Here is a 20,331-nt window from a genome sequence, read left to right on the forward strand (position 1 = left end):
GGGTTACTTTTTGCCACCCCCGCGACCACACCCTTAGTTCACCCGGAAACTACTTGCCGATCCCCCTACCCAGCCCCTCGATTAAGGGGCATCCGCCATAAATCCCCTGGCAACACACCGGTTGCGCTTCACCGGATCCGTGATACAAGACAACAGCCCCACGGCCACAGCACGGCCCTATTGAACTGAAACTGACGAATCAGCGAACAAGTTCTCTAAAAACAAGTTGCTTGCCCTATATCGAACCGTTATTATCGCAGAAGTTAGATAACAGTTGGGTTACAAAGAGTTTCGTTGGCAGGGAGATTGAAGTGACGTTTTTCAATGCTCGTCGCGGAGGCGGAAAGCACCGCAAGGTAGAGGTTTCCGCAACTTCTCGCGCAGCACTGGTCGCACTGTCCGCATCGACGATCGCTTCCTCCAACGCGGTCGCCCACGCAGCTGAGACCGAGAATAAGGCTCCGGAGAACTCAGCTTCGACTCAGACCCGCGCTGCTCAGCCGAAGAACAACGCTCCGATGGTGCTGGCCTCCAGCTCCTTCAATCCGAGCACTAACCTCAGCGACCACCTCGCTACGGCGTTGCAGTACAACCAGGAGCGCGTTGCTCGCGACCAGGCTGCCCGCGCTCCGAAACTCTCCATCCCGACCGTGGGGCTGCTGACCTCACCGTTCGGCTCACGCTGGGGAACCTTCCACTACGGTGTCGACCTGGCTAACGTCACCAACACCCCAATCATGTCCGTCATGGACGGCACTGTTATCGATGCAGGCCCGGCTCAGGGCTACGGCCAGTGGATTCGCGTTCGCCATGACGACGGCTCTGTTTCCGTCTACGGCCACATCGAGTCCATCTACGTTGCTGTCGGAGAAGCTGTCCGAGCTGGTCAGGTCATCGCCGGTATGGGCAACCGCGGCTTCTCCACCGGTACGCACCTCCACTTCGAGATCCACCCGGATGGCACCACTCCGGTCGACCCGGTGACCTGGTTCATCCAGCGTGGTCTGAACCTGAACTAATCAGGTATCGGCACAGGTACGAGCAAGCCTGGCCGCTCTGCGAAGGCCCTACCTGTGCACCGGCCCCTGTTTGACCGCGGCTGCAAGCCTCCCCTGATTAAATTTTTCAGAAACCGGCATCGCCGCCGGTACTGGGGCTTTACTCTTGACACATGGCAGAGACTCAAACATTCCGCATGTGGAAGAAGTTGGCTGCGACTCCAGTCGTCGGCAAGCGTCTATTTTCCTTAACCGCCGCATTGACGGCGCCATATTTCCGCACAATCTGTCCCAAGCTAGAGACGATGCAGCCTGGACTGGCGGTAGCGCGCATGCCCGCTTGGTGGGGCGTGCGTAATCACATTAAGTCCGTGCATGCGATTGCTGCGTGTAACCTCGCTGAATTCGCGATGGGCATGCTCTGTGAGGCCAGCGTACCGACAACGCATCGCTGGGTTCCAAAGGGCATGACGACGAACTACAAGCGCATCTCCGTTGGTGGCCTGACGGCTGTGGCCAAGGCTGAGTTGCCGGACTTCTCCACCATCACACCGGAGACTGGTGGGGTAGATTTTCCCGTCCACATCGTGCTGACCGATGCCAACGGCACCGAAGTACAAGATGCCACCATCAACTGCTGGGTGACAGCGAAGAAGCCTAAGTAGCCTCCACGCGATAGTGGCACGTGCACGGCCGCGGGTAGGGACGGCCAGTCGGGCGGTGGTTGTTCTTTTACAACTTCTCCATGGGCACGCCGCCGATAAGCATCATGCGGACCTTACCTGCGGATCCAAAGTCAATCATCGCAGTTGCCCGGGGCGCGGCCCCTTGGACCTCAAGCACAGTGCCTAAGCCGTACTTGTCGTGAACAACCTTGTCACCGGGCTCTAGGTGCAAGACCTGATTCTTCTTTCGGGATGACGCACCAGAGTTAGAGGATCCACCAGAGCCGAAGCCCGAGCTGGAACCGAAGCCCGACGAGGCACCATGGCCACGACCAAACGCGCTGCCCGCGCCGTAGCCACCAGAACCAAAACCACCAGAACCGGCGCCCCAGCTGCGAGCCGGAGCCTCGCGCAGCCAATCGATCAGGTCGCTTGGGACTTCCCCCAGGAAACGTGAAGGCGGATTATTCTGCGGCGAACCCCACGAGGACCGAGTCACAGCGCGCGTGAGATACAGCTGCTTGCGAGCTCGGGTAATACCCACATAGGCCAGACGTCGCTCTTCAGCCAGCTCCTTCGGATCGCCCAGGGCGCGCAGGTGCGGGAACAGTCCGTCTTCCCAGCCAATGAGAAATACCACCGGAAACTCCAGGCCCTTAGCCGTATGTAGCGTCATCAACGTCACTACACCGGTGTCATCATCCGGAATCTGATCCGCATCGGCCACCAGAGAAACTCGCTCGAGGAATGCCTGCAGACTTCCCGGTTCCGCTTCCCCATCGTTGTCGAAGTCGGCCGCGAAATCACGCGCGAGGTCATTCGCGATTCCAGATTCCACCTCGGACTCGCCACTAGTATCAGCACCGCTTTCAGCATCAGCTGCAGCGCCAGAGCCTTCATTTACATCAGCGCTAATATCCACCGACGACATCATCCGCGCCTCTGCAGAGAACTCCCGCGCAACGCTGACGAGCTCATTGAGGTTGTCCAGGCGCGTGGCATCTTGCGGATCATTGGAGCGCTCGAGCTCCGACTTGTACCCACTGCGATCAATAATCGCGTTGACCAAATCACCGATATCGGCCAGTTCACCGGATGCCATATCCGCCGCCAAGCCATCAATCATCTCGACGAACGCCGCCATCGCGTTTCGACTCCGCGCCGCCACCGCCGGAACCTTACCCTCCGCTACGGCACGTAGCGCCGTGCCGAACGAGCACCTCTCGTCCTCGGCATAGAGCGACACATGAGCCACCGCACGGTCACCGATTCCGCGGCGCGGCGTATTGATAATGCGACGCAGCGAAACATCATCGTCGAAGTTCTCAATAACGCGCAGGTAGGCGACAATATCGCGTACTTCCTTACGCTCATAGAACCTGGTGCCACCAACCACCGTGTACGGAACGCCCATACGAATGAAGACATCCTCTAGCGCACGGGAGGAATTATTGGTGCGGTAGAAAATCGCCACATCTGAATACGAGTACGGCCCGTAGTCGACCAATTGCTCAATCTCGTTAGCGATAAACCGAGCCTCATCGTGCTCATTGTCCGCCACGTAGCCCTTGATCTTGCCGCCCTCACCGAGATCGGTCCACAGCTTCTTCTCCCGGCGGTTCTCATTGCGCGCAATCAACGCATTGGCCGCCGACAGAATCGTCTGCGTCGAGCGATAGTTTTGCTCCAGCAGAATCGACGTGGCCTCCGGATAGTCCTTCTCAAACTCCTCAATATTGCGAATAGTCGCACCACGGAAGGCATAAATGGACTGGTCCGAATCGCCCACCACACACAGCTCACTCGGAGGCACATCTCCACCGGGCTTGCCGACGAGCGTCGAGACCAAAACATACTGCGCATGGTTGGTGTCCTGGTATTCGTCCACCAACACATGCCGGAAACGGCGACGGTAATACTCTGCAACCTGCGGGTGATTGGTGAAAATCCGAACGACCTCACCGATTAGATCGTCAAAGTCCACGGCATTAGCCGCCCGTAGCCTGGTCTGGTACTCCAGGTAAACCCGTGCAACGACGTCATCAAAAGGATTGCGCGTCGTCGACGCGTCCGCGAGGGCCTTCTCCGGGTCAATCAACTCATTCTTGAGATTGGAGATACGCGACGAGAGCACGCGGCCGGTGAACTTCTTGGCATCTAGGTCCATGTCCTTAGCGATAATGGACAGCAAACGCCGGGAGTCGTCCGAATCATAAATAGAGAAATTGGAATTAAGCCCCGGTACTAGCGCATGCTGCATGCGCAGTATGCGCACACACATGGAGTGGAACGTGGACACCCACATACGCCGCGCCTGGTCACCGACCAGTCCCGCCACACGCTCGCGCATCTCGGCTGCGGCCTTATTGGTAAAGGTAATAGCCAAAATTTGGCTTGGCAGGACCCCACGCGCACCGATCAGGTATGCAATCCTGCGCGTCAGCACAGATGTCTTTCCTGAACCCGCTCCAGCCACAATCAACAGTGGTGAACCAATGTGCTCCACTGCTTGGCGCTGCTGCGGATTAAGCCCCTCTAGCAGCGACTCTGAATCAAAACTGGGCTCGAAGCCACCGCCAAAACCGCCGCCAAAGCTGGCAGCGTCACTCGGTGCGCTATTGCTACCAGCGCTGGCGAAGTGGCCGAACCCACCACGGCCAGGCGTAGCACCGCCCGCCTCACCGTGGTTCGAACCAGCATGGCTATCGCCACTACGTCCATCGTCAGCATTGAAGGACCCGAACAGCATTCCAGTTTCATTTCCCATGATGGCTACTACAGTAGCCGAGCCCCCGGATTGGACTGTTCGAATCCTTTGGCACAATAAGAACTATGAGCGAAAACCCTGCGGACACTCGCGCCGCACACACCGACAACACCGACGGCGCCGAGCACAGCCAGCAGGCGGCGGCAGTATCCCCTTTTGAAGTCCGCACCCCCACCGGTACCGATGACCCGTTGAGCTCCGCGGAGATCGAACAGTACCGCAAGGAAATCAACCGCCTTGACGGGCTGATTATCGATGCCATTCAACGCCGCACCGCAATCAGTAAGGCCGTCGGCAAAACCCGCCTGGGATCTGGCGGCACGCGTCTCGTGCACGGCCGAGAGGTGCAGATCATCAACGAGTTCCGCGACGCACTTGGCCCAGAGGGCCCGGCAATCGCGTCGGCGCTGCTGCGCATGGGACGCGGTCGCCTGGGCTAACCCTCGCCAGCTACCTGTCCTGCTAGCCTTCCAGGGAAATCAGCTTTTCCTCTAGGAACTCATTGATACCGGTGAAGCCGCCCTCACGGCCAAGACCGGACTGCTTGACACCACCGAACGGCGCCGACGGGTCCGACAGCGAGCCCTTATTGACCGCAACCATGCCGGACTCCAATGCCTCTGCCGCACCAAGTGCCTTGGTCAGGTTCTCACTGAACACATACGCCGCCAGACCAAAGATCGTGTCATTTGCCTGCTCAATCGCGTGCTCATCGTCCGTGAAGGTTGTCACTGCAACCACCGGACCGAAAATCTCTTCGCGGACAATATCCGCATCCTCGGGCACATCGGTCAGAACTGTGGGCTCGAAGAAGTAGCCGTCGGAAAGCGCGCCGCCGAGATCTGGGATCTTGCCGCCGCACTCTACTTTCGCACCGCGCTTGACCGCATCGTCAACCAGATCACGAACCTTTTCCTGTTGATCACGCAGCGCGAGTGGCCCAAGGTCCGTCGCCGGATCGGTACCCTCGCCCAACTTCAGCTCCGCAAAACGCTTGACGACGCCTTCGACGAACGCATCCTTCTTGGATTCATGAACAATAAAGCGATTCGGGGCGATACACACCTGGCCGCCATTGCGGAGCTTGGCGTCACTGACTGCCTGCACAGCCTTATCAACATCACCATCAGAGAGAATGACAAACGGAGCATTCCCGCCGAGCTCAAGGGAAACTTTCATCGAAGTTTCCGCGGCCTTCGCAGCGAGCATCTGGCCAACTTCGGTGGAACCGGTGAAGGTGAACTTGCGCAGGCGGTCATCGGAAAGCAGGGCCGAAACGTTGGCTGAGTGTCCTGTTGGCAGCACGGAGATTACGCCTGCGGGGACACCGGCTTCGATAAGCAGTTTGCCCAGGTAGAGCATGGTCAGCGGAGTTTTGGACGCCGGCTTAATAATGACCGGGCAGCCGGCGGCGAGTGCCGGGGCGATCTTGCGGGTACCCATAGCCAGCGGGAAATTCCACGGCGTAATAGCCAAAGCCGGGCCGACCGGCTGCTTAATCACCGCGACGCGCGAGGTTCCGCTCGGAGAAATTCGGTAATCGCCGGAGATACGCACGGCCTCCTCAGCGAACCAACGAAAAAACTCGCCACCGTAGCCGACCTCAGCCTTGGAATCCGGCAACGCACGGCCCATCTCCAGGGACTGCAGCTGGGCCAACTTGTCTGCATCCCGACGGATGAGTTCAAAAGCGCGGTAAAGAATCTCGCTGCGCTTGCGGGGCGGGGTTACCTTCCACTCCTTCTGGGCTGCGACGGCGTCGTCAAGCGCCTGCCTGGCGTCCTCCTCTGTGGCGGAGGCGACCTGGACCAGCGGCTTATCTGTCGCGGGGTTAACGACATCGAAGGTCTCACCATTCGACGCGGGACGGAACTCGCCGCCGAGGAGAAGGCCTGTGGGGACATCTTTGAGGATGTTGTCGTAATCAGGGGTGAAATCAGTCATATTTTCCAGGGTAGGTGCCTTTGCTGAAGCGGGCTAGGGACTCGTAGGTGGCGGATAGTCGACGGATGGTCGGCGCATAGGCGGAGCATAGGCACCGCGGAATCGAGCTGCCAGCAGATTGTGGTCACGCCTGATCGAATACTGTCGCCCGGCGAGAGCGCCAAAACGCAACTAGTCTGGGGAGGTATAAAGTGCATTTCGTCAAAACTCACCTGGGAGCAGGAATGACTGTAGATATCACCGCAACCGAACAGTGGGCTCAGCTGGCTAAGCGCGTGGACAATGTTCGCGCCACCTCGCTGCGTGAGCTTTTCGCCAATGAAGATGGCCGCACTGAGAAGCTGACTTTCGATGCGGGCACTCTCCACGTTGACCTTTCCAAGAACTTGATGTGCCTCGACGGTTTTGCCGAGCTGGTTGAGCTCGCTCGCGCCGCTGGCATCGAAGAAGCACGCGAGAAGATGTTCCGCGGTGACAAGATCAACACCACTGAAAACCGCTCCGTGCTGCACACAGCGCTGCGCCTGCCAGCAGAGGAAAATCTGACCGTCGGCGACCAGGATGTTGCTGCCGACGTGCATGAGGTGCTCGGCCGCATGCGCGACTTTGCTCGCAGCCTCCGCAGTGGAGACTGGCTGGGATACACGGGTCACACTATTAAGACTGTGGTCAACATCGGCATCGGTGGCTCCGACTTGGGCCCGGCAATGGTGACCAAGGCGCTGCGCACCTACGCCACTGCCGGCATTGATGCCCGCTTTGTCTCTAACGTTGACCCATCTGATCTACATGCGGTTCTGGATGAGGTCGATCCGGAGTCCACGCTGTTTATCGTCGCTTCCAAGACCTTCACCACGCAGGAGACGCTCTCCAACGCTCACGCAGCTCGCCGCTGGCTTATCCAGCAGCTGGGTAGCGAAGATGCCGTCGCCAAGCACTTCGTCGCCGTTTCCACGAATGCCGAAAAGGTCGCCGAATTCGGCATCGACACTGAGAACATGTTTGGCTTCTGGGACTGGGTCGGCGGCCGCTACTCCGTCGACTCCGCCATCGGCCTGTCCATCATGGCCGTCGTTGGTCCGATGGACTTCATGCGCTTCCTGCAGGGCTTCCGCGCAATGGATGAGCACTTCCTCAACGCTCCGCTGGAGCAGAACGTGCCGGTACTGATGGGCATGCTGAATGTCTGGTACTCAAACTTCCTCGACGCTCAGTCGCATGCCGTGCTGCCCTACTCTGAAGATCTCTCTCGCTTCCCGGCGTACCTTCAGCAGCTCACCATGGAATCGAACGGTAAGTCCGTGCGTACCGACGGCAAGAGGGTGGACTACAACACCGGAGAAATCTTCTGGGGTGAGCCGGGAACGAACGGCCAGCACGCTTTCTTCCAGCTCCTTCACCAGGGAACTCGCCTAGTTCCGGCTGACTTCATCGGCTTTGCCCGTCCACGCCAGGATCTGCCGACGGCTTCCGGCGAAGGTTCTATGCACGACCTACTGATGAGTAACTTCTTCGCACAGACCAAGGTGCTGGCCTTCGGTAAGACCGCAGAAGAAATTCGCGCAGAGGGCGTTGCCGAGGAACTCGTAGAGCACAAGGTCATGCCAGGTAACCGTCCGACCACGACCATCATGGCCGAGGAACTGACCCCGGACGCTGTCGGTGCGCTGATTGCACTCTACGAGCACATCACCTTCGTCGAGGGCATTGTTTGGGGCCTGAACTCCTTCGACCAGTGGGGCGTCGAGCTGGGCAAGCAGCAGGCTGGCGACCTACTGCCTGCTGTTACCGGTGAAGTTGCACCGGATTCGGGCGATGCCTCCACCGATGCGCTGCTGACCTGGTACCGCGACAAGCGCTAACGTCTTCTGGCCAACTGGCCTAGATAACTAACAGTCCGCCCTCGGCTTGAACTGATTCTCGCTGCGGGCGGGCTGTTGTTATTTGTATCCCTCTAAATCTTCACCGCGTAGCCGTCCACACGGTAGCCCTTCACAATGTCCTTGCCGAATGGGAAGCAGGTCACCGGAATCATCTTGACGTTGGCCACCGCCAGTGGAATTCCAACGATGGTGACAGCCTGCGCCGCCGCAGTCATGATGTGACCGATGGCCAGCCACAGACCGGCGATGAGGAACCAGATTACATTCATCACACCGGCACTAACGGCACCGACCGCGCCCCGTCCGGAACGCTCCACCACGGAGCGTCCGAACGGCCACAGTGCATAAGAAGCCATGCGGAACGAGGCCACACCAGCGGGAATTGTGACAATCAAAATACAGGCAAGAACGCCGAAGAAAATGTAGCCCAAAGCAAGCCACAGGCCACCGAACAACAGCCAAATGATATTCAGCAAGGTCTTCATGCCACTTAAGTCTAGTCAGGATGCGTAGTCGGCATCTGGAGTTAGCGCAGCTCACCTAACGCCTGCGCAAAGTGAGGCATTAAGCCCATGGAGCCACTCGGATGCGGTGAGGATGGGGCGCGGCATCCCGTCGCAAAGCGGGGTTGGGAAAAAGCTAATAGTATCTAAGTCATGTCTGCCTACATTGAAGATGATGTTCTTGCCTATCGACTTGCCGTGGGCGCCAGTGAAATTCTCAAGGGTGTCCGCAACGTAGGCCTGCTGCGTGGCCGCATTCTGGGAGATGCCGGCGACGCACTGGCACAGGAGTGGATTGCCCGCGTACTGGAGCAGCACCGTCCGGACGACGGACTGCTGTCGGAGGAAGCCGCGGATAACCGTGAGCGCCTGGACTCAAAGCGGGTGTGGATTATTGACCCACTCGATGGCACGCGTGAGTTCGCTTCGGGCCGCCAGGACTGGGCAGTTCATGTCGCTCTGGTAGAGGACGGTCAGCCGACCCACGCTGCTGTTGGTCTGCCGGATCACGGCCAGGTTTTCCACACGGGTGAGGCCAAGGCTGTCCAGGGGCCGCGTGCGGGCAAGATTGTCGTATCGCGTACTCGCCCACCGGCTGTGGCAAAGTACGTCGCTGACAAGCTGGGCATGGAGCTGGTAGAGATGGGCTCCGCTGGTGCGAAGGCAATGCACGTACTGCTCGGTGACTACGACGCCTACATCCACGACGGTGGTCAGTACGAGTGGGATTCGGCAGCGCCGGTTGGTGTCGCTAAGTCCGCCGGTTTGCATGTCAGCCGCCTAGACGGCTCCGCGCCGACCTACAATAATGTCGATACTTTCCTGCCGGATATGCTGTTCTGCCGACCGGACCTGTCGGAGGAGATTCTGGCAGCGGTGAAGGAATTCAAGAATCAAGAGCAGAAGTAGGTAAGCTAGGGCGGCTATGACCGACTCCACTGACATCACAACACAGGCTCATCAGGGCATTCAGACTCCGTACGAGGATTTGCTGCGCGAAATTCTCGCTGACGGAGCAGCTAAATCAGACCGCACTGGCACGGGCACTCGCTCAGTGTTCGGCCGCCAGCTGCGCTTTGATCTGAACGAGGGCTTCCCACTGATCACCACTAAGAAGGTGCACCTGAAGTCCATCGTGTACGAGCTGCTGTGGTTCCTCCGCGGCGATTCGAACGTCCGGTGGCTCCAGGACCGCGGAGTGACTATTTGGGATGAGTGGGCAGACAACAACGGCGACCTCGGCCCGGTCTATGGCGTGCAGTGGCGCTCCTGGCCCACTCCGGATGGGCACCACATCGACCAGATTGCACAGGCGCTGGAGACTTTGAAGTCCAACCCGGATAGCCGCCGCAACATCGTCAGCGCATGGAATGTCTCCGAGATTTCCAATATGGCGCTGCCGCCATGCCATCTGCTGTTCCAGTTCTACGTCGCAGATGGCAAGCTCAGCTGCCAGCTCTACCAGCGCAGCGCGGACATGTTCCTGGGCGTGCCATTTAACATCGCTTCCTATGCACTGTTGACGCACATGATGGCGCAGCAGGCGGGCTTGGACGTTGGTGAGTTCATCTGGACCGGTGGTGATTGCCACATCTACGACAACCACATTGAACAGTGCGAACTGCAGGTCTCCCGTGAGCCACGCCCCTACCCCACGCTGAAGCTTCGGAAGGCCGACAGCATTTTCGACTACGCTTACGAGGACATCGAGGTCATCGGCTACGACCCGCATCCTCTGATTCGCGGTCAGGTGGCTGTCTAAGTCAGCGAAAGGTGAGTGTCGACATGAACGAGTCCACCGCTTCCACCAGCGCAAAGCCCCCGTTTGTAGGGATGATTTGGGCGCAGTCTCGGGCCGGCATTATCGGCGACGGCGCGACTATGCCCTGGCATCTGCCTGAAGATCTTCAGCATTTCAAAACAACGACGATGGGCGCACCAGTCATCATGGGGCGTCGCACGTGGGACTCGCTGAATCCCAAGTTCCGTCCACTCCCGGGTCGTCGAAACATCGTCCTTTCGCGCTCCGTGTCCGATTTCCCCGGCGCTGAATCCGCAGCCAGCCTCGAAGCGGCACTCGCAGCCGTCGCCGACGAGCCCGCAGCATGGATTATCGGGGGCGGACGTGTCTATCGCGATGCACTTTCGCTTGCCGACGAATGCGTGGTCACCGACATTGATACTGATGTCAATGTCCCGGTACCGGTCATGGCTCCCGACCTCTACGACTGGGTTCGTGTCGAGGATGGCCCGTGGCAGACGTCAACGACCGGCCTACGCTACCGCTTCTGCACGTGGCGGCGTCTAGAGGATTAGCTTCCTTTAAAAGCCTCGGAAGGAAAGCCTCCGAAGAGCATCTGGGAAGGGTGCCGAGCAAGGCTCTGAGGTGGGGCTACTGCCCGGCGGACGTATTGCGCAATGGAATATCGGCCTTGGTCCGCGCGTTGGACTAAGTATGACTGATGTGAAGACTCCACAGACCACCGAACACGTGACCATTTACGCTGCGGCCTGGTGCCCTTTCTGCCAGAACCTCATTGCTGGCCTGAAGGAAAACGGCACTCCGTTTGAGGCTTGGGACGTCGAAAAGCACGACGACCTTTCGAAGTGGGTTGAGTCCGTCAATGACGGCAACCGCGTTGTGCCGACTGTGCTGTACTCCGATGGCGAGCACGCCACGAATCCGTCTGTGGAGGAAGTCACCGCTAAGTACGCTGAACTCTCCAGCAAGTAAGCGCAGCATAAGCGCATCGGTACGTTCTTATTGCACAGCCAAAAAGCCGAGCCCCACTTTCGGGGCTCGGCTTGTTTTAATTACGAGTGCGGCCGGTCATGTTGCCAGTCGCGATACCAGCATTAGTCCAGATCGTCGTGTGCCATCAGCTGACGAGCAGCCTCAGTAATCGAGCCAGACAGCGACGGGTAGACAGAGAAGGAGCTTGCCAGGTCATCGACGGTGAGCTGGTTGGAGACACACACAGCAATTGGCAGAATCAGCTCCGAGGCGGTCGGAGCGACCACCACACCACCGATAATCATGCCGGAATTCTTACGGCAGAACAGCTTGACGAAGCCGTGGCGCAGCGAGCGCATCTTCGCACGCGGGTTACCTGCCAGCGGGAAAACCTCAACACGAGCGGAGACCTCACCGGACTCAATCTGAGCCTGGGAGACACCAACAGTCGCAATCTCCGGGCGGGTGAACACTGCCGAGGAAACGGTGCGCAGGCGAATTGGCGAAACACCTTCACCGAGGGCGTGGTACATCGCAATACGACCTTGCATAGCTGCAACGGAAGCCAGCGGGAACAAGTCGGTGCAGTCACCGGCAGCGTAGATACCCGGCACGTTGGTGCGGGAAACACGGTCAACGTGAATGTGGCCAGACGGGGTCATTTTCACACCACTTGCGTCCAGACCCATATCCGCAGTGTTCGGAATCGATCCGACGGTCATCAACGCGTGGGAGCCGAAGACCTCACGGCCGTCGGAAGTGACGACGCGAACGCCGCCGTCCTCAGTGCGTTCGACAAGATCACAGCGGGCGTTCTTCACAACGTCCACACCGCGCTCCAGCAGGACCTCCTCCAGGGCATCTGCAGCGTCAGCATCCTCGTGCGGCAGGATACGGTCACGCGAAGCGACCATGGTGACCTTCACACCCAACTCGGTGAACGAGGATACGAACTCAGCACCGGTAACACCAGAACCGACCACAATGAGGTGCTCCGGCAGCTCCTCCAGTTCGTAAACCTGACGCCAGGTCAAAATACGGTCACCATCAGGAATTGCACCCGGCAGAATACGTGGGGACGCACCGGTGCAGACCAGCACCAGGTCGGCTTCAAGAGTGACCTCGCCGCCCTCGAGCAAGTCGACGGTGACGTAGTGAGTTACACGGCCCGGGTCGTGGTCATCGAGACGACCGCGGCCCTGCAGCATTTTGATGCCCTCGCGCTCCATCTGTGCGCGAACATCGTCAGACTGCTGCTGCGCCAGGCGCTTAACGCGCTCGTTGACCGCAGTGAAGTCGATTTTACGCTGGGAGAAGTCCGGGCGAAGACCCATCTCGTCCGCACGGCGCATATCGGTACGAACGCCCGTCGCCGCGATGAAGGCCTTAGAGGGAACGCAATCCCACAGGACGGAAGAACCGCCCATACCGGCATCCTCAACCACAGTGACTTCAGCACCGTACTTGGCGCCAACCAGCGCTGCTTCGTAGCCGGCTGGGCCGCCGCCAATGATTACGATCCTCTGTGCCACAAATCCTCCAAAGTTGCCGTGGATATCACAATGTAACTACCGCGGGAGGCGTTTTCCCCGCTTTGCCCCAATAGTCTAACGGACAGTCATGGTTGACTGCGCGCCATCCTCATAGCGTGCGACGATGCCAGCGAAGAGTTTCACACCAACGCCCAGGCAACGCTCGTCCACGATTAGATCATCTCGGTGCAAATCGTGCTTGTCTCCACGACCGGACCAGCAGCCCAGACGAGCCATCGCACCCGGGACGTGCTCGAGATACCAACCGAAGTCCTCGCCGCCGGACGACTGTGGGGCCTGAATGACAGCATTCTCGTCCACTCGTCGCACCGCTTCCGCAATCAGGGCGGTGCAGTATTCGTCGTTAAGCACAGGCGGCACGCCACGCTCGTAGTTGATGGTGCAATCGGCGCCGGTCGGAGCGAGGACCTGTTCAATCAGTTCGCGCACCAGTGGATCGATGTCGCGCCAGGTCTTGATGTCCGCGGTGCGCAGGGTGCCACTGACGCTGCCTTCCGACGGAATCGCGTTGTGCGCGTACCCGGAGTGAACGGAGCCGAACGTCAGCACGGTGCCTGTACGAGGATCGACGCGTCGCGACAGCAAGCCCGGCAAATCTACAATCAATTTACCCAGTGCATAGACAACATCGGCTGTCATCTGCGGACGGGAGGTATGCCCGCCCGGGCCATGCACCTGAATCTCCAGCGTGTCGGCCGCAGAGGTGATGGCACCTGTTCGAACGCCGACGTGACCTACGCGCAGCTTCGGCTCACAATGGACGGCAAAAATACGCTCAACGCCATTGAGCGCACCGGCAGCGATAACCTCGGGTGCACCGCCAACCATGACCTCCTCGGCGGGTTGGAAAATGAAACGCAGCGGCGTCGGCAACGTGTGCTTTTCGTGGTACTCAGCCATAGCCAGTGCCGTCGCGAGCGTGATCGCGGTGTGGAAATCATGCCCGCAGGCATGCATGACGCCGTCATTGGTGCTGGCAAACTCCAGCCCCGTGCTCTCTGTAATTGGAAGCGCGTCGATATCACCGCGGAAAGCGAGACGTCCCGGGAGTTCACCTCCGGCTTCGCTACCGGCGAGTTCGTCTTCACCAATGTCGACCATCAGGCCGGTGTTGGGAAACAGCACTGGTTTCAGCCCTGCAGCACGCAGCTTCTCCTCCACAAAAGCCGTGGTGGCGTGCTCCATGTGAGATAGCTCTGGGTGCGCATGAAGATGCCGCCGCCACTCGAGAATCTCGTTCGCGTGCTCGGCCCACCAGTGCTTAATAAACTCCTCAATCACAACTCTCCAGTGTAAGCGCTCCATCGACAGGCCGTAACAAGAGGCCTACCGACGACTGCGCCAGCGACAGCAGTGGCCGGCAAGCGCTTGAATGTCAGCGCCAGACGTACGCATGACCAGGAGTCACTTCTTTAACTTTGGCCTCTTCAATTATCAGATGTTTCACATTTTGAGGAAGTCTGCGATGATAATAGGCATGTCCGGCAATGGCACACCTAAGTCTCTCAGCATCCCCATCATCATCGTGGCCACCGCACTCGTGGTCGTCATCGGCATCGCCATCGGCCTGTCGCTGAACAATAGTGATGAGCCCCAGCGTCCGGAGGTCCCCTCCTCCTCGCAGCCGACGTCGCCCAGTTCGACACCGCCGTCCTCGACGAGTTCGACTTCTACGAGCAAGACGACCACCACGACCACAACTACGTCGAAGTCCTCCGAGACGTCGTCAAGCACGCCGAGCACTTCGACATCGTCCTCGTCGTCGACGCCGAGCACCACGTCTTCGCCATCCACGACGACGAGCTCAGAGCCGACATCAGCTCCGGAGGGGCAGGACTTCGGCACTGGCCGCTCCGACCTAGACGGCCTGGGCTTCGTGGGCAGCTCCGCACGCTGCGACAACGGTGACCGCGCCTTTGCTGTTATCGCCGCTGAACAGGGAATTAAGGCTGCTGCTTGTGAGACGCGCTCCGGCGAGAAGTACTACCGCTCGGATACACCACAGGGTTCCGGATCGATGGACATCATCGTCGATGAGGGCGACCGCGTTGTTGCACAAAACGGCTCGTACAAGTACCAGATGTCCCCCGACGGAGTTCTTGTGACCAAGGACAACGAGGTCGTCAAGAAGTACGCGGCAGAAGCCTGGGGAACTGCCTAAGAGATCAATTTAAAGATCAATGTTGCGGGGACCGTAGAGGCGGTCGCCCGCATCTCCCAACCCCGGCACGATGTAGGCATCCTCGTTAAGATCCGGGTCCACCACTGTGGTGACAAGACGCACCGGGAAACCGGATTCCTTCAAGGCGTCGACACCCTGCTGTGCGGAAATGATGCACACGGCCGTGATGTTGTCCGCGCCGCGATCCACCAACAGCTTCAGGGCATGCAGCAGTGAACCGCCGGTTGCCAGCATTGGGTCGACCAGGAAGACAGTGCGCCCGGACAGATCCTCCGGTAGCGCCTCGAGGTACGGCACCGGCTCATGGGTTTCCTCATTACGAGCCAAGCCAATAAAGCCCACCTGCGCATCCGGAATCATCGACAGCGACGGATCAATCATGCCAAGACCCGCACGAATGACGGGAACAATAATCGGCGGATCCTGCAGACGGTAACCCGGCGCGGTAGTGATTGGGGTCTGAACATCGAAGTTATCGACGGGCAGCTCCCGGCTTGCCTCGTAAATCAGCATTGCGCCCAGATCGGCGAGTGCCGCACGGAAGCCCGCGTTATCAGTGCGCGCGTCGCGCAGAATGGTCAAACGTGACTGTGCCAAGGGATGGTTGACAACGGTAATCTCCATGCCTTCCAAAATACATTGCTTTGCTTTTGCTGCTCTGGTGCCGGCAAAAGCAAATTTCTGAAAACGCGTTCCCCAAAAAAAATGGAACCGAATCGGCCTTTTTCGCGCCTAACAATACGAGGGCTATTTACTGCGCCCTATTTGCACAAGTCCGCCTACTACCAAACCACTTGCCACTCAGTCGCCGTCCGAACCCCGCTAGCCGTTCTGCCACAGCACTGAGTGTTGAACCACACGCGAATTTCCTAGAGAGGCCGTCAACATTGTCCCGTCCATCACCACACAGTTCCCACAGCCAATCTTTTCTCTCTCCGACCACTAGCGGGAATGACTCAGTCTTTACGCTGGTGCCAGAGCTGATTTCTGCCGATGCCACGCGCCTTGACGCGTTGTCGCAGCAGGTCAGCGGCGCTGACTTGGGCATCAGCGCACTGCTCTCGCTTGGCGACGTCCCGTTTGCTGGGCCCTTCTGTCACGCTGCAGCCACTGCTCTACAGCACCAACACGAGCATGTAGCTGAGCTGAATGAGTACGGCACCAGCGCTGCTCGTGCACTGAACGCTCTTGTCTCTGCGGTGTCCACTGCTGAAGATGCCGGCGCATATGCGCTGCAGTCCATCTCACCGAAAATGGGAGCCGTTGCAACTCGCGGAATGGGCGGTGCGTGATGCTTCCCACCAATCTACTTACGGAGGTCCCCACCGCGATTGCACAACAGCTAAGTCCTGCCATCGCACCCGCACTGGCAGGACTTGCTGGGGCCGCAATACCCGCCGCGAGTACCGCCTGGCGCTCAGTGGCAGATTCCGTTGACCGCAACTGGGGCGATGGTGCTGGTTCCGGAGCAGGGGCCGCGGGAACAAGTCTCAAACGGGCTGCAAATGCGGCAGCCGACTTGGAAACTCGCGCCGGAACCATTGACAGTGACATTGCCAAGGGGCTGGCCGCAGTAATGTCAGCGGCCACTGATTTGGCCCGGATTGCCATGGATTTTGTCACTTCCGCCATGGGCTCGTTGACTGCGACGGCTGCGGGGCCCGCTGGTCTCGCCGCGACCGGCGCCAGCCTAGCCTCAGCGGCCAGTTCCGCGATCTCCCAGGCCATTGCGCGGCTCATGAAACTCGAGCAAGAACTGCGACCTCTGGTGCAGTCGCTGATACAGCAAGCGAGTACCGCGGTGGACACCCCTACCCCACCTCACTCGGCACAGTTGGAGGCCCCAGGTATCACTCAAGCCGCCCTCGCTTCTACGTCTACGAACACCCCAGGTTCGGCTAGCGCTACCGACGCTGCAGATGGTTCGGAGGCGTCGTCCGATTCGGGCAGCGCGCCGGTACCTGCGGATGCTGGAGCTGGCGCGCCCACACCAGAGGCCCAAGCTGCGGTGAAGGCTGCACTCAGTGCCGTCGGAACGCCCTATGGTTGGGGCGGAAATACTCCGGGGCAGGCGCTCGATTGTTCAGGCTTAACGCACTGGGCCTACGGGCAAGCTGGTGTTGATATTCCCCGCACGGCAGAAGCACAGGCCGTCGGCAGACAGGTGAGCCAGGATGAACTGCTACCTGGCGATCTTGCAGTGTGGGACGGCCATGTCGCCATGGTTATCGGTGACGGAAAGATGGTCGAAGCGGGCGATCCGGTGCAGGTAAACCCCGTGCGTACGACCAACATCGGCATGCCGTTTAAGGGGTTCTACCGTCCGACCGGATAGTGCGGTGGGTATCTGCGTCGTAAAACTTCTAAGATAGGAATACGCAAACTTGCCACCCGTGGGGGCGCTGCAGGTATGACAATTTTTGAGTTTTAATAATCACCGACAAGCAGAAGGGCTGCGACGAAAACTATGGCCAGGAAAGGCATCGTTCCTATCGAACTCGAGCTGACCTCGGGCACCTTTTACACGTTGTGGGCTCCAAGCTGGCGTGAGGGTGGCTCCGAGTGGCAGGCTCTGCTCGGCCGCGGTGATGACATCTATTTGTTCTCATCGGCGGCAAAGCTCCTGGCTTTCCTACAGTCGGATGCTCCTCACGACTTCACGCAGCACCCCAGCTGGCGCAACTTCAACCAGCAGCTACCGGGAGCTGCCATCGCGGCGCCACGCCACCGCTATGACCTGATTGGGCTGCCAGAGATTCTGGCCGGCCGGGCCGACTACGACCATGTTTCGCGCGCTGATCGCATTCTTGCCATCACTCGCTCGATTGGTGCGATCGCGGATCTCACTCCGATCAACCAGATGTTCGCCTCTCACTCTGTCCTGGCTGCCACGCAAAATGGTGCTGATCACTTCCAGGGCAGTGGCGCCGCTCAGTGGTCGGCTATCGGTAATGTCATCTTGACCAACTGGGACAATTGCATTGACGCTATCGACGCCATCGGCGCAAATACTCCGAGCATCGATGAAGAGTCTGAAACCGCTGCTGCAGCCGCATTAAAGGAGGCGGAGGCCGCGGAGCGTGAGCGTCGTGAAGCGGCGGAGAAGAAGCGCGAAGAGGAAAAGAAGTCCGCAGAGGAGACCGCCGGCGATCCGTACGATCAGACGGTGTGGGCCAACGCTGGCATCGACCCGATCAAGATCTCCATCGCTGGCCGCACGCTCTACACCTTGCGTTGTTACATGGGACGTCGCCCGCTATTCCTGGGCAGCGCCGGTGAGATTCACACGTTCTCACAGCCCCGCACGATGGTGCGTTGGCTGCTGGAGCACAAGCATCACGACATGTCGGCGCTGACGACGTGGGATGAAATCATCACCGCGGCCAACGCAGGTGAACTGGAGGCCGTAGTGCACGAGGACAATGAGTACTCGTTTACCGGTCTGGCCGAGGACATTGAAAAGGGCCCGAACGCCGTGGACACCGCCCAGCTCGCCCGCGCGTACGAGCTACTCGCAGACGCCGCTGACTGGGCTGGAGATGATGCCGTGAACGAGGTACTGGCGGGCAACCAGCAGCTGCAGTGGCTGCTGAACTTCCTGCTGGACACCGGAGAAATGTCCGAGCCAGTTCCGCCTTACGACGATGAGGCCGAGGGCTGGAGGCAGCTGGAGAAGGACTTGGCCGCTCGGTTCACGACCAAGATCTAGCTCCTCCCAGCAAAGCTGGCCGGCGCTGGCTAGTCCAGCGTCAGGTTCAGCTCATCTTCGGCACCGAAACCCGCACCGTTGACATCAGTTTCGATGTCCTCGTCGCTGTTGTCGATAAGCTGCAGGTAAGCGGGGTAAATAATGGTGTCCATGATGTGCTCGCGGGTCGGCAGATCCACGAATGCATTGTTTAGCGCATTCGAGGTCAGTTCGAACAGCTCGCTGTAGCCGTAACCGAAGTTCTCCACCAACTCCATGCACTCCCGGGTCATGGAAGTCGCACCAATCAGACGGTTATCCGTGTTGACCGTGCAGGCGAAACTCATATCGTCGAGAAGCGAGAACGGGTGATCCGCAACGCTGTCACAGACACCAGTCTGAACGTTGGAGGTCGGGCAGATTTCCAGCGGAATCTGGCGGTCACGAATAGCGGAGGCAACCTCCTGGCATTCGATGCCCTCGAGGGAAGCACCGAAGTCCTCGTAGATGCGCACGCCGTGACCCAGGCGGCGAGCACCTTGCACGACAGCGTCCTGCAACGAATCCACACCGGCGTCTTCACCTGCGTGAATGGTGACCGGAATGAGGTTTTCCCGCAGCATGGTGAATGCTTCGGCATGGTTAGCCGGTGGGAAGCCGTTTTCCGGTCCAGCGATGTCAAAACCGACAACGTACCCGTCGGAGTTCTTCCCGTAGTTGTCGATGACCAGCTGTGCGACTTCCTTGGAATTGTCATTCTGGCGCATCGCACAGACCAGCAGACGTGCGGTGATGTGCTTTCCCTCAGCGGCGGCATGGGCTTCACCCTGCGCCAGGCCTTCGACCAGCGCGTCGATGACAGCCTGCATATCCAGGCCCTTTTCCAAATGGTTTTCCGGAGCCAGGCGCAGCTCAGCGTAGACGACGTTGTCGGCGGCCAGATCCTCGACGGCCTCACGCGCCACGCGCGTCAGCGACTCAGCGGTCTGCATGACGGCGCAGGTGTGCGCGAAGGCGGTCAGGTAGCTCGGCAACGAGCCAGAGTTGCCGGTATCAATGAACCACTTCTCCAGTTCATCCACGTCGGTGGTGGGCAACTGATCGGTGTAACCGCAGTCCGCGGCCAGGTCGATAACGGTCTGCGGGCGCAGGCCGCCATCGAGGTGATCGTGAAGCAGTACCTTGGGCAGGCTGGCGACAACCTTGCGCATCTCATCGAGATTCGATGCCGAAGACTGTGTGTCCAGAGACTGAGCATCACTGTGCAAAGAATTAGTCATAATGGCCAGACTATCGGTATTGTGCCCTCCGCTTCTACTTCACTGCCGGTGAATCGTAATTCTGCTTTGTACAAAGGCTTCCGCTCCCCCGTTTTCCCCCATCCACACACGACGAATACGTCATTTCGGGTGAC

At 59.2% G+C, this 20,331-nt stretch carries 19 protein-coding genes; 12 read left to right on the forward strand and 7 right to left on the reverse strand.

From position 1 onward, the window contains the following. Positions 1 to 311 precede the first annotated feature (311 nt). Both QP982_RS02930 and QP982_RS02935 read left to right on the forward strand, forming a co-directional pair. Complete coding sequence (locus tag QP982_RS02930) at positions 312 to 1,019, forward strand: M23 family metallopeptidase (protein WP_016422164.1); 708 nt, start codon at positions 312 to 314, stop codon at positions 1,017 to 1,019. Between the two features lie 152 nt (positions 1,020 to 1,171). Then, on the forward strand, positions 1,172 to 1,663 hold the full coding sequence (locus tag QP982_RS02935) for a hotdog fold domain-containing protein (RefSeq protein ID WP_038627827.1): 492 nt from the start codon (positions 1,172 to 1,174) through the stop codon (positions 1,661 to 1,663). 67 nt (positions 1,664 to 1,730) lie between these two features. Here the strand turns inward: QP982_RS02935 and QP982_RS02940 are convergent, their stop codons facing one another. Continuing rightward, entirely contained in the window at positions 1,731 to 4,430 is a 2,700-nt protein-coding gene (locus QP982_RS02940) for a UvrD-helicase domain-containing protein (RefSeq protein WP_016422162.1), read from the reverse strand. A gap of 65 nt (positions 4,431 to 4,495) precedes the next feature. On the opposite strand from QP982_RS02940, the gene QP982_RS02945 reads away from it, so the two are divergent. Beyond that, positions 4,496 to 4,870 (forward strand): chorismate mutase, encoded by a 375-nt coding sequence (locus QP982_RS02945; protein ID WP_049171980.1) that lies wholly within the window; start codon positions 4,496 to 4,498, stop codon positions 4,868 to 4,870. Positions 4,871 to 4,892: 22 nt separating this feature from the next. Here QP982_RS02945 and QP982_RS02950 read toward each other — a convergent pair whose 3' ends face one another. Beyond that, a complete protein-coding gene (locus QP982_RS02950) occupies positions 4,893 to 6,374 on the reverse strand; it encodes an NAD-dependent succinate-semialdehyde dehydrogenase (RefSeq protein ID WP_070429817.1) in 1,482 nt (493 codons plus the stop codon). A gap of 224 nt (positions 6,375 to 6,598) precedes the next feature. Here QP982_RS02950 and pgi point away from each other — a divergent pair, with 224 nt between their 5' ends. Then, positions 6,599 to 8,236, forward strand: a complete 1,638-nt coding sequence (gene pgi, locus QP982_RS02955) for a glucose-6-phosphate isomerase (RefSeq protein ID WP_070545722.1) — start codon at positions 6,599 to 6,601, stop codon at positions 8,234 to 8,236. A gap of 92 nt (positions 8,237 to 8,328) precedes the next feature. On the opposite strand, the gene QP982_RS02960 is transcribed toward pgi, so the two are convergent. Continuing rightward, positions 8,329 to 8,742, reverse strand: a complete 414-nt coding sequence (locus QP982_RS02960; protein WP_049171975.1) for a YccF domain-containing protein — start codon at positions 8,740 to 8,742, stop codon at positions 8,329 to 8,331. A 171-nt stretch (positions 8,743 to 8,913) separates the two neighbouring features. Between QP982_RS02960 and QP982_RS02965 the strand changes: the two genes are divergently transcribed. The 4 genes from QP982_RS02965 to QP982_RS02980 all read left to right on the forward strand — a co-directional run bounded on the left by QP982_RS02965 (position 8,914) and on the right by QP982_RS02980 (position 11,494). Next, on the forward strand, positions 8,914 to 9,669 hold the full coding sequence (locus tag QP982_RS02965) for a 3'(2'),5'-bisphosphate nucleotidase CysQ (protein ID WP_038627816.1): 756 nt from the start codon (positions 8,914 to 8,916) through the stop codon (positions 9,667 to 9,669). Between the two features lie 16 nt (positions 9,670 to 9,685). After that, positions 9,686 to 10,522 (forward strand): thymidylate synthase, encoded by an 837-nt coding sequence (locus tag QP982_RS02970; protein WP_070545720.1) that lies wholly within the window; start codon positions 9,686 to 9,688, stop codon positions 10,520 to 10,522. A 23-nt stretch (positions 10,523 to 10,545) separates the two neighbouring features. Then, a complete protein-coding gene (locus QP982_RS02975; protein WP_070545717.1) occupies positions 10,546 to 11,076 on the forward strand; it encodes a dihydrofolate reductase in 531 nt (176 codons plus the stop codon). Positions 11,077 to 11,215: 139 nt separating this feature from the next. Further along, entirely contained in the window at positions 11,216 to 11,494 is a 279-nt protein-coding gene (locus tag QP982_RS02980; protein WP_038627805.1) for a mycoredoxin, read from the forward strand. 122 nt (positions 11,495 to 11,616) lie between these two features. Here the strand turns inward: QP982_RS02980 and QP982_RS02985 are convergent, their stop codons facing one another. Next, the gene (locus tag QP982_RS02985) at positions 11,617 to 13,026 is read right to left on the reverse strand and encodes an NAD(P)H-quinone dehydrogenase (RefSeq protein ID WP_038627803.1); all 1,410 of its coding nucleotides are present in this window, start codon (positions 13,024 to 13,026) and stop codon (positions 11,617 to 11,619) included. Positions 13,027 to 13,101: 75 nt separating this feature from the next. Then, complete coding sequence (locus tag QP982_RS02990) at positions 13,102 to 14,328, reverse strand: M20 family metallopeptidase (protein WP_070549729.1); 1,227 nt, start codon at positions 14,326 to 14,328, stop codon at positions 13,102 to 13,104. Positions 14,329 to 14,524: 196 nt separating this feature from the next. Between QP982_RS02990 and QP982_RS02995 the strand changes: the two genes are divergently transcribed. Then, entirely contained in the window at positions 14,525 to 15,208 is a 684-nt protein-coding gene (locus tag QP982_RS02995) for a hypothetical protein (protein WP_141744775.1), read from the forward strand. 9 nt (positions 15,209 to 15,217) lie between these two features. Here the strand turns inward: QP982_RS02995 and upp are convergent, their stop codons facing one another. Beyond that, complete coding sequence (upp, locus tag QP982_RS03000) at positions 15,218 to 15,853, reverse strand: uracil phosphoribosyltransferase (protein ID WP_016422152.1); 636 nt, start codon at positions 15,851 to 15,853, stop codon at positions 15,218 to 15,220. A gap of 347 nt (positions 15,854 to 16,200) precedes the next feature. On the opposite strand from upp, the gene QP982_RS03005 reads away from it, so the two are divergent. The 3 genes from QP982_RS03005 to QP982_RS03015 all read left to right on the forward strand — a co-directional run bounded on the left by QP982_RS03005 (position 16,201) and on the right by QP982_RS03015 (position 18,938). Next, entirely contained in the window at positions 16,201 to 16,521 is a 321-nt protein-coding gene (locus tag QP982_RS03005; RefSeq protein ID WP_016422151.1) for a hypothetical protein, read from the forward strand. Continuing rightward, a complete protein-coding gene (locus tag QP982_RS03010; RefSeq protein WP_070429887.1) occupies positions 16,521 to 17,564 on the forward strand; it encodes a C40 family peptidase in 1,044 nt (347 codons plus the stop codon). Before QP982_RS03005 ends, QP982_RS03010 begins: the two co-directional genes overlap by 1 nt. Positions 17,565 to 17,696: 132 nt before the next feature. Continuing rightward, a complete protein-coding gene (locus QP982_RS03015) occupies positions 17,697 to 18,938 on the forward strand; it encodes a SatS C-terminal domain-containing protein (RefSeq protein ID WP_016422149.1) in 1,242 nt (413 codons plus the stop codon). A 29-nt stretch (positions 18,939 to 18,967) separates the two neighbouring features. On the opposite strand, the gene QP982_RS03020 is transcribed toward QP982_RS03015, so the two are convergent. After that, the gene (locus tag QP982_RS03020) at positions 18,968 to 20,197 is read right to left on the reverse strand and encodes an adenosine deaminase (protein ID WP_016422148.1); all 1,230 of its coding nucleotides are present in this window, start codon (positions 20,195 to 20,197) and stop codon (positions 18,968 to 18,970) included. Positions 20,198 to 20,331 lie beyond the last annotated feature (134 nt).

The organism is Corynebacterium sp. MSK019, assembly GCF_030232425.1.
Classification (GTDB): domain Bacteria; phylum Actinomycetota; class Actinomycetes; order Mycobacteriales; family Mycobacteriaceae; genus Corynebacterium; species Corynebacterium jeikeium_D.

Excerpts from the sequence above, each read along its gene's own strand:
- upp (WP_016422152.1), bottom strand. The coding sequence starts at position 15,853 with ATGGAGATTACCGTTGTCAACCATCCCTTGGCACAGTCACGTTTGACC.
- QP982_RS02965 (WP_038627816.1), top strand. The coding sequence starts at position 8,914 with ATGTCTGCCTACATTGAAGATGATGTTCTTGCCTATCGACTTGCCGTG.
- QP982_RS02995 (WP_141744775.1), top strand. The coding sequence starts at position 14,525 with ATGTCCGGCAATGGCACACCTAAGTCTCTCAGCATCCCCATCATCATC.
- QP982_RS03015 (WP_016422149.1), top strand. The coding sequence starts at position 17,697 with ATGGCCAGGAAAGGCATCGTTCCTATCGAACTCGAGCTGACCTCGGGC.
- QP982_RS02940 (WP_016422162.1), bottom strand. The coding sequence starts at position 4,430 with ATGGGAAATGAAACTGGAATGCTGTTCGGGTCCTTCAATGCTGACGAT.
- QP982_RS02970 (WP_070545720.1), top strand. The coding sequence starts at position 9,686 with ATGACCGACTCCACTGACATCACAACACAGGCTCATCAGGGCATTCAG.
- QP982_RS02950 (WP_070429817.1), bottom strand. The coding sequence starts at position 6,374 with ATGACTGATTTCACCCCTGATTACGACAACATCCTCAAAGATGTCCCC.
- QP982_RS02945 (WP_049171980.1), top strand. The coding sequence starts at position 4,496 with ATGAGCGAAAACCCTGCGGACACTCGCGCCGCACACACCGACAACACC.
- QP982_RS02975 (WP_070545717.1), top strand. The coding sequence starts at position 10,546 with ATGAACGAGTCCACCGCTTCCACCAGCGCAAAGCCCCCGTTTGTAGGG.
- QP982_RS02935 (WP_038627827.1), top strand. The coding sequence starts at position 1,172 with ATGGCAGAGACTCAAACATTCCGCATGTGGAAGAAGTTGGCTGCGACT.
- QP982_RS03010 (WP_070429887.1), top strand. The coding sequence starts at position 16,521 with ATGCTTCCCACCAATCTACTTACGGAGGTCCCCACCGCGATTGCACAA.
- QP982_RS03020 (WP_016422148.1), bottom strand. The coding sequence starts at position 20,197 with ATGACTAATTCTTTGCACAGTGATGCTCAGTCTCTGGACACACAGTCT.
- QP982_RS02980 (WP_038627805.1), top strand. The coding sequence starts at position 11,216 with ATGACTGATGTGAAGACTCCACAGACCACCGAACACGTGACCATTTAC.
- pgi (WP_070545722.1), top strand. The coding sequence starts at position 6,599 with ATGACTGTAGATATCACCGCAACCGAACAGTGGGCTCAGCTGGCTAAG.
- QP982_RS02960 (WP_049171975.1), bottom strand. The coding sequence starts at position 8,742 with ATGAAGACCTTGCTGAATATCATTTGGCTGTTGTTCGGTGGCCTGTGG.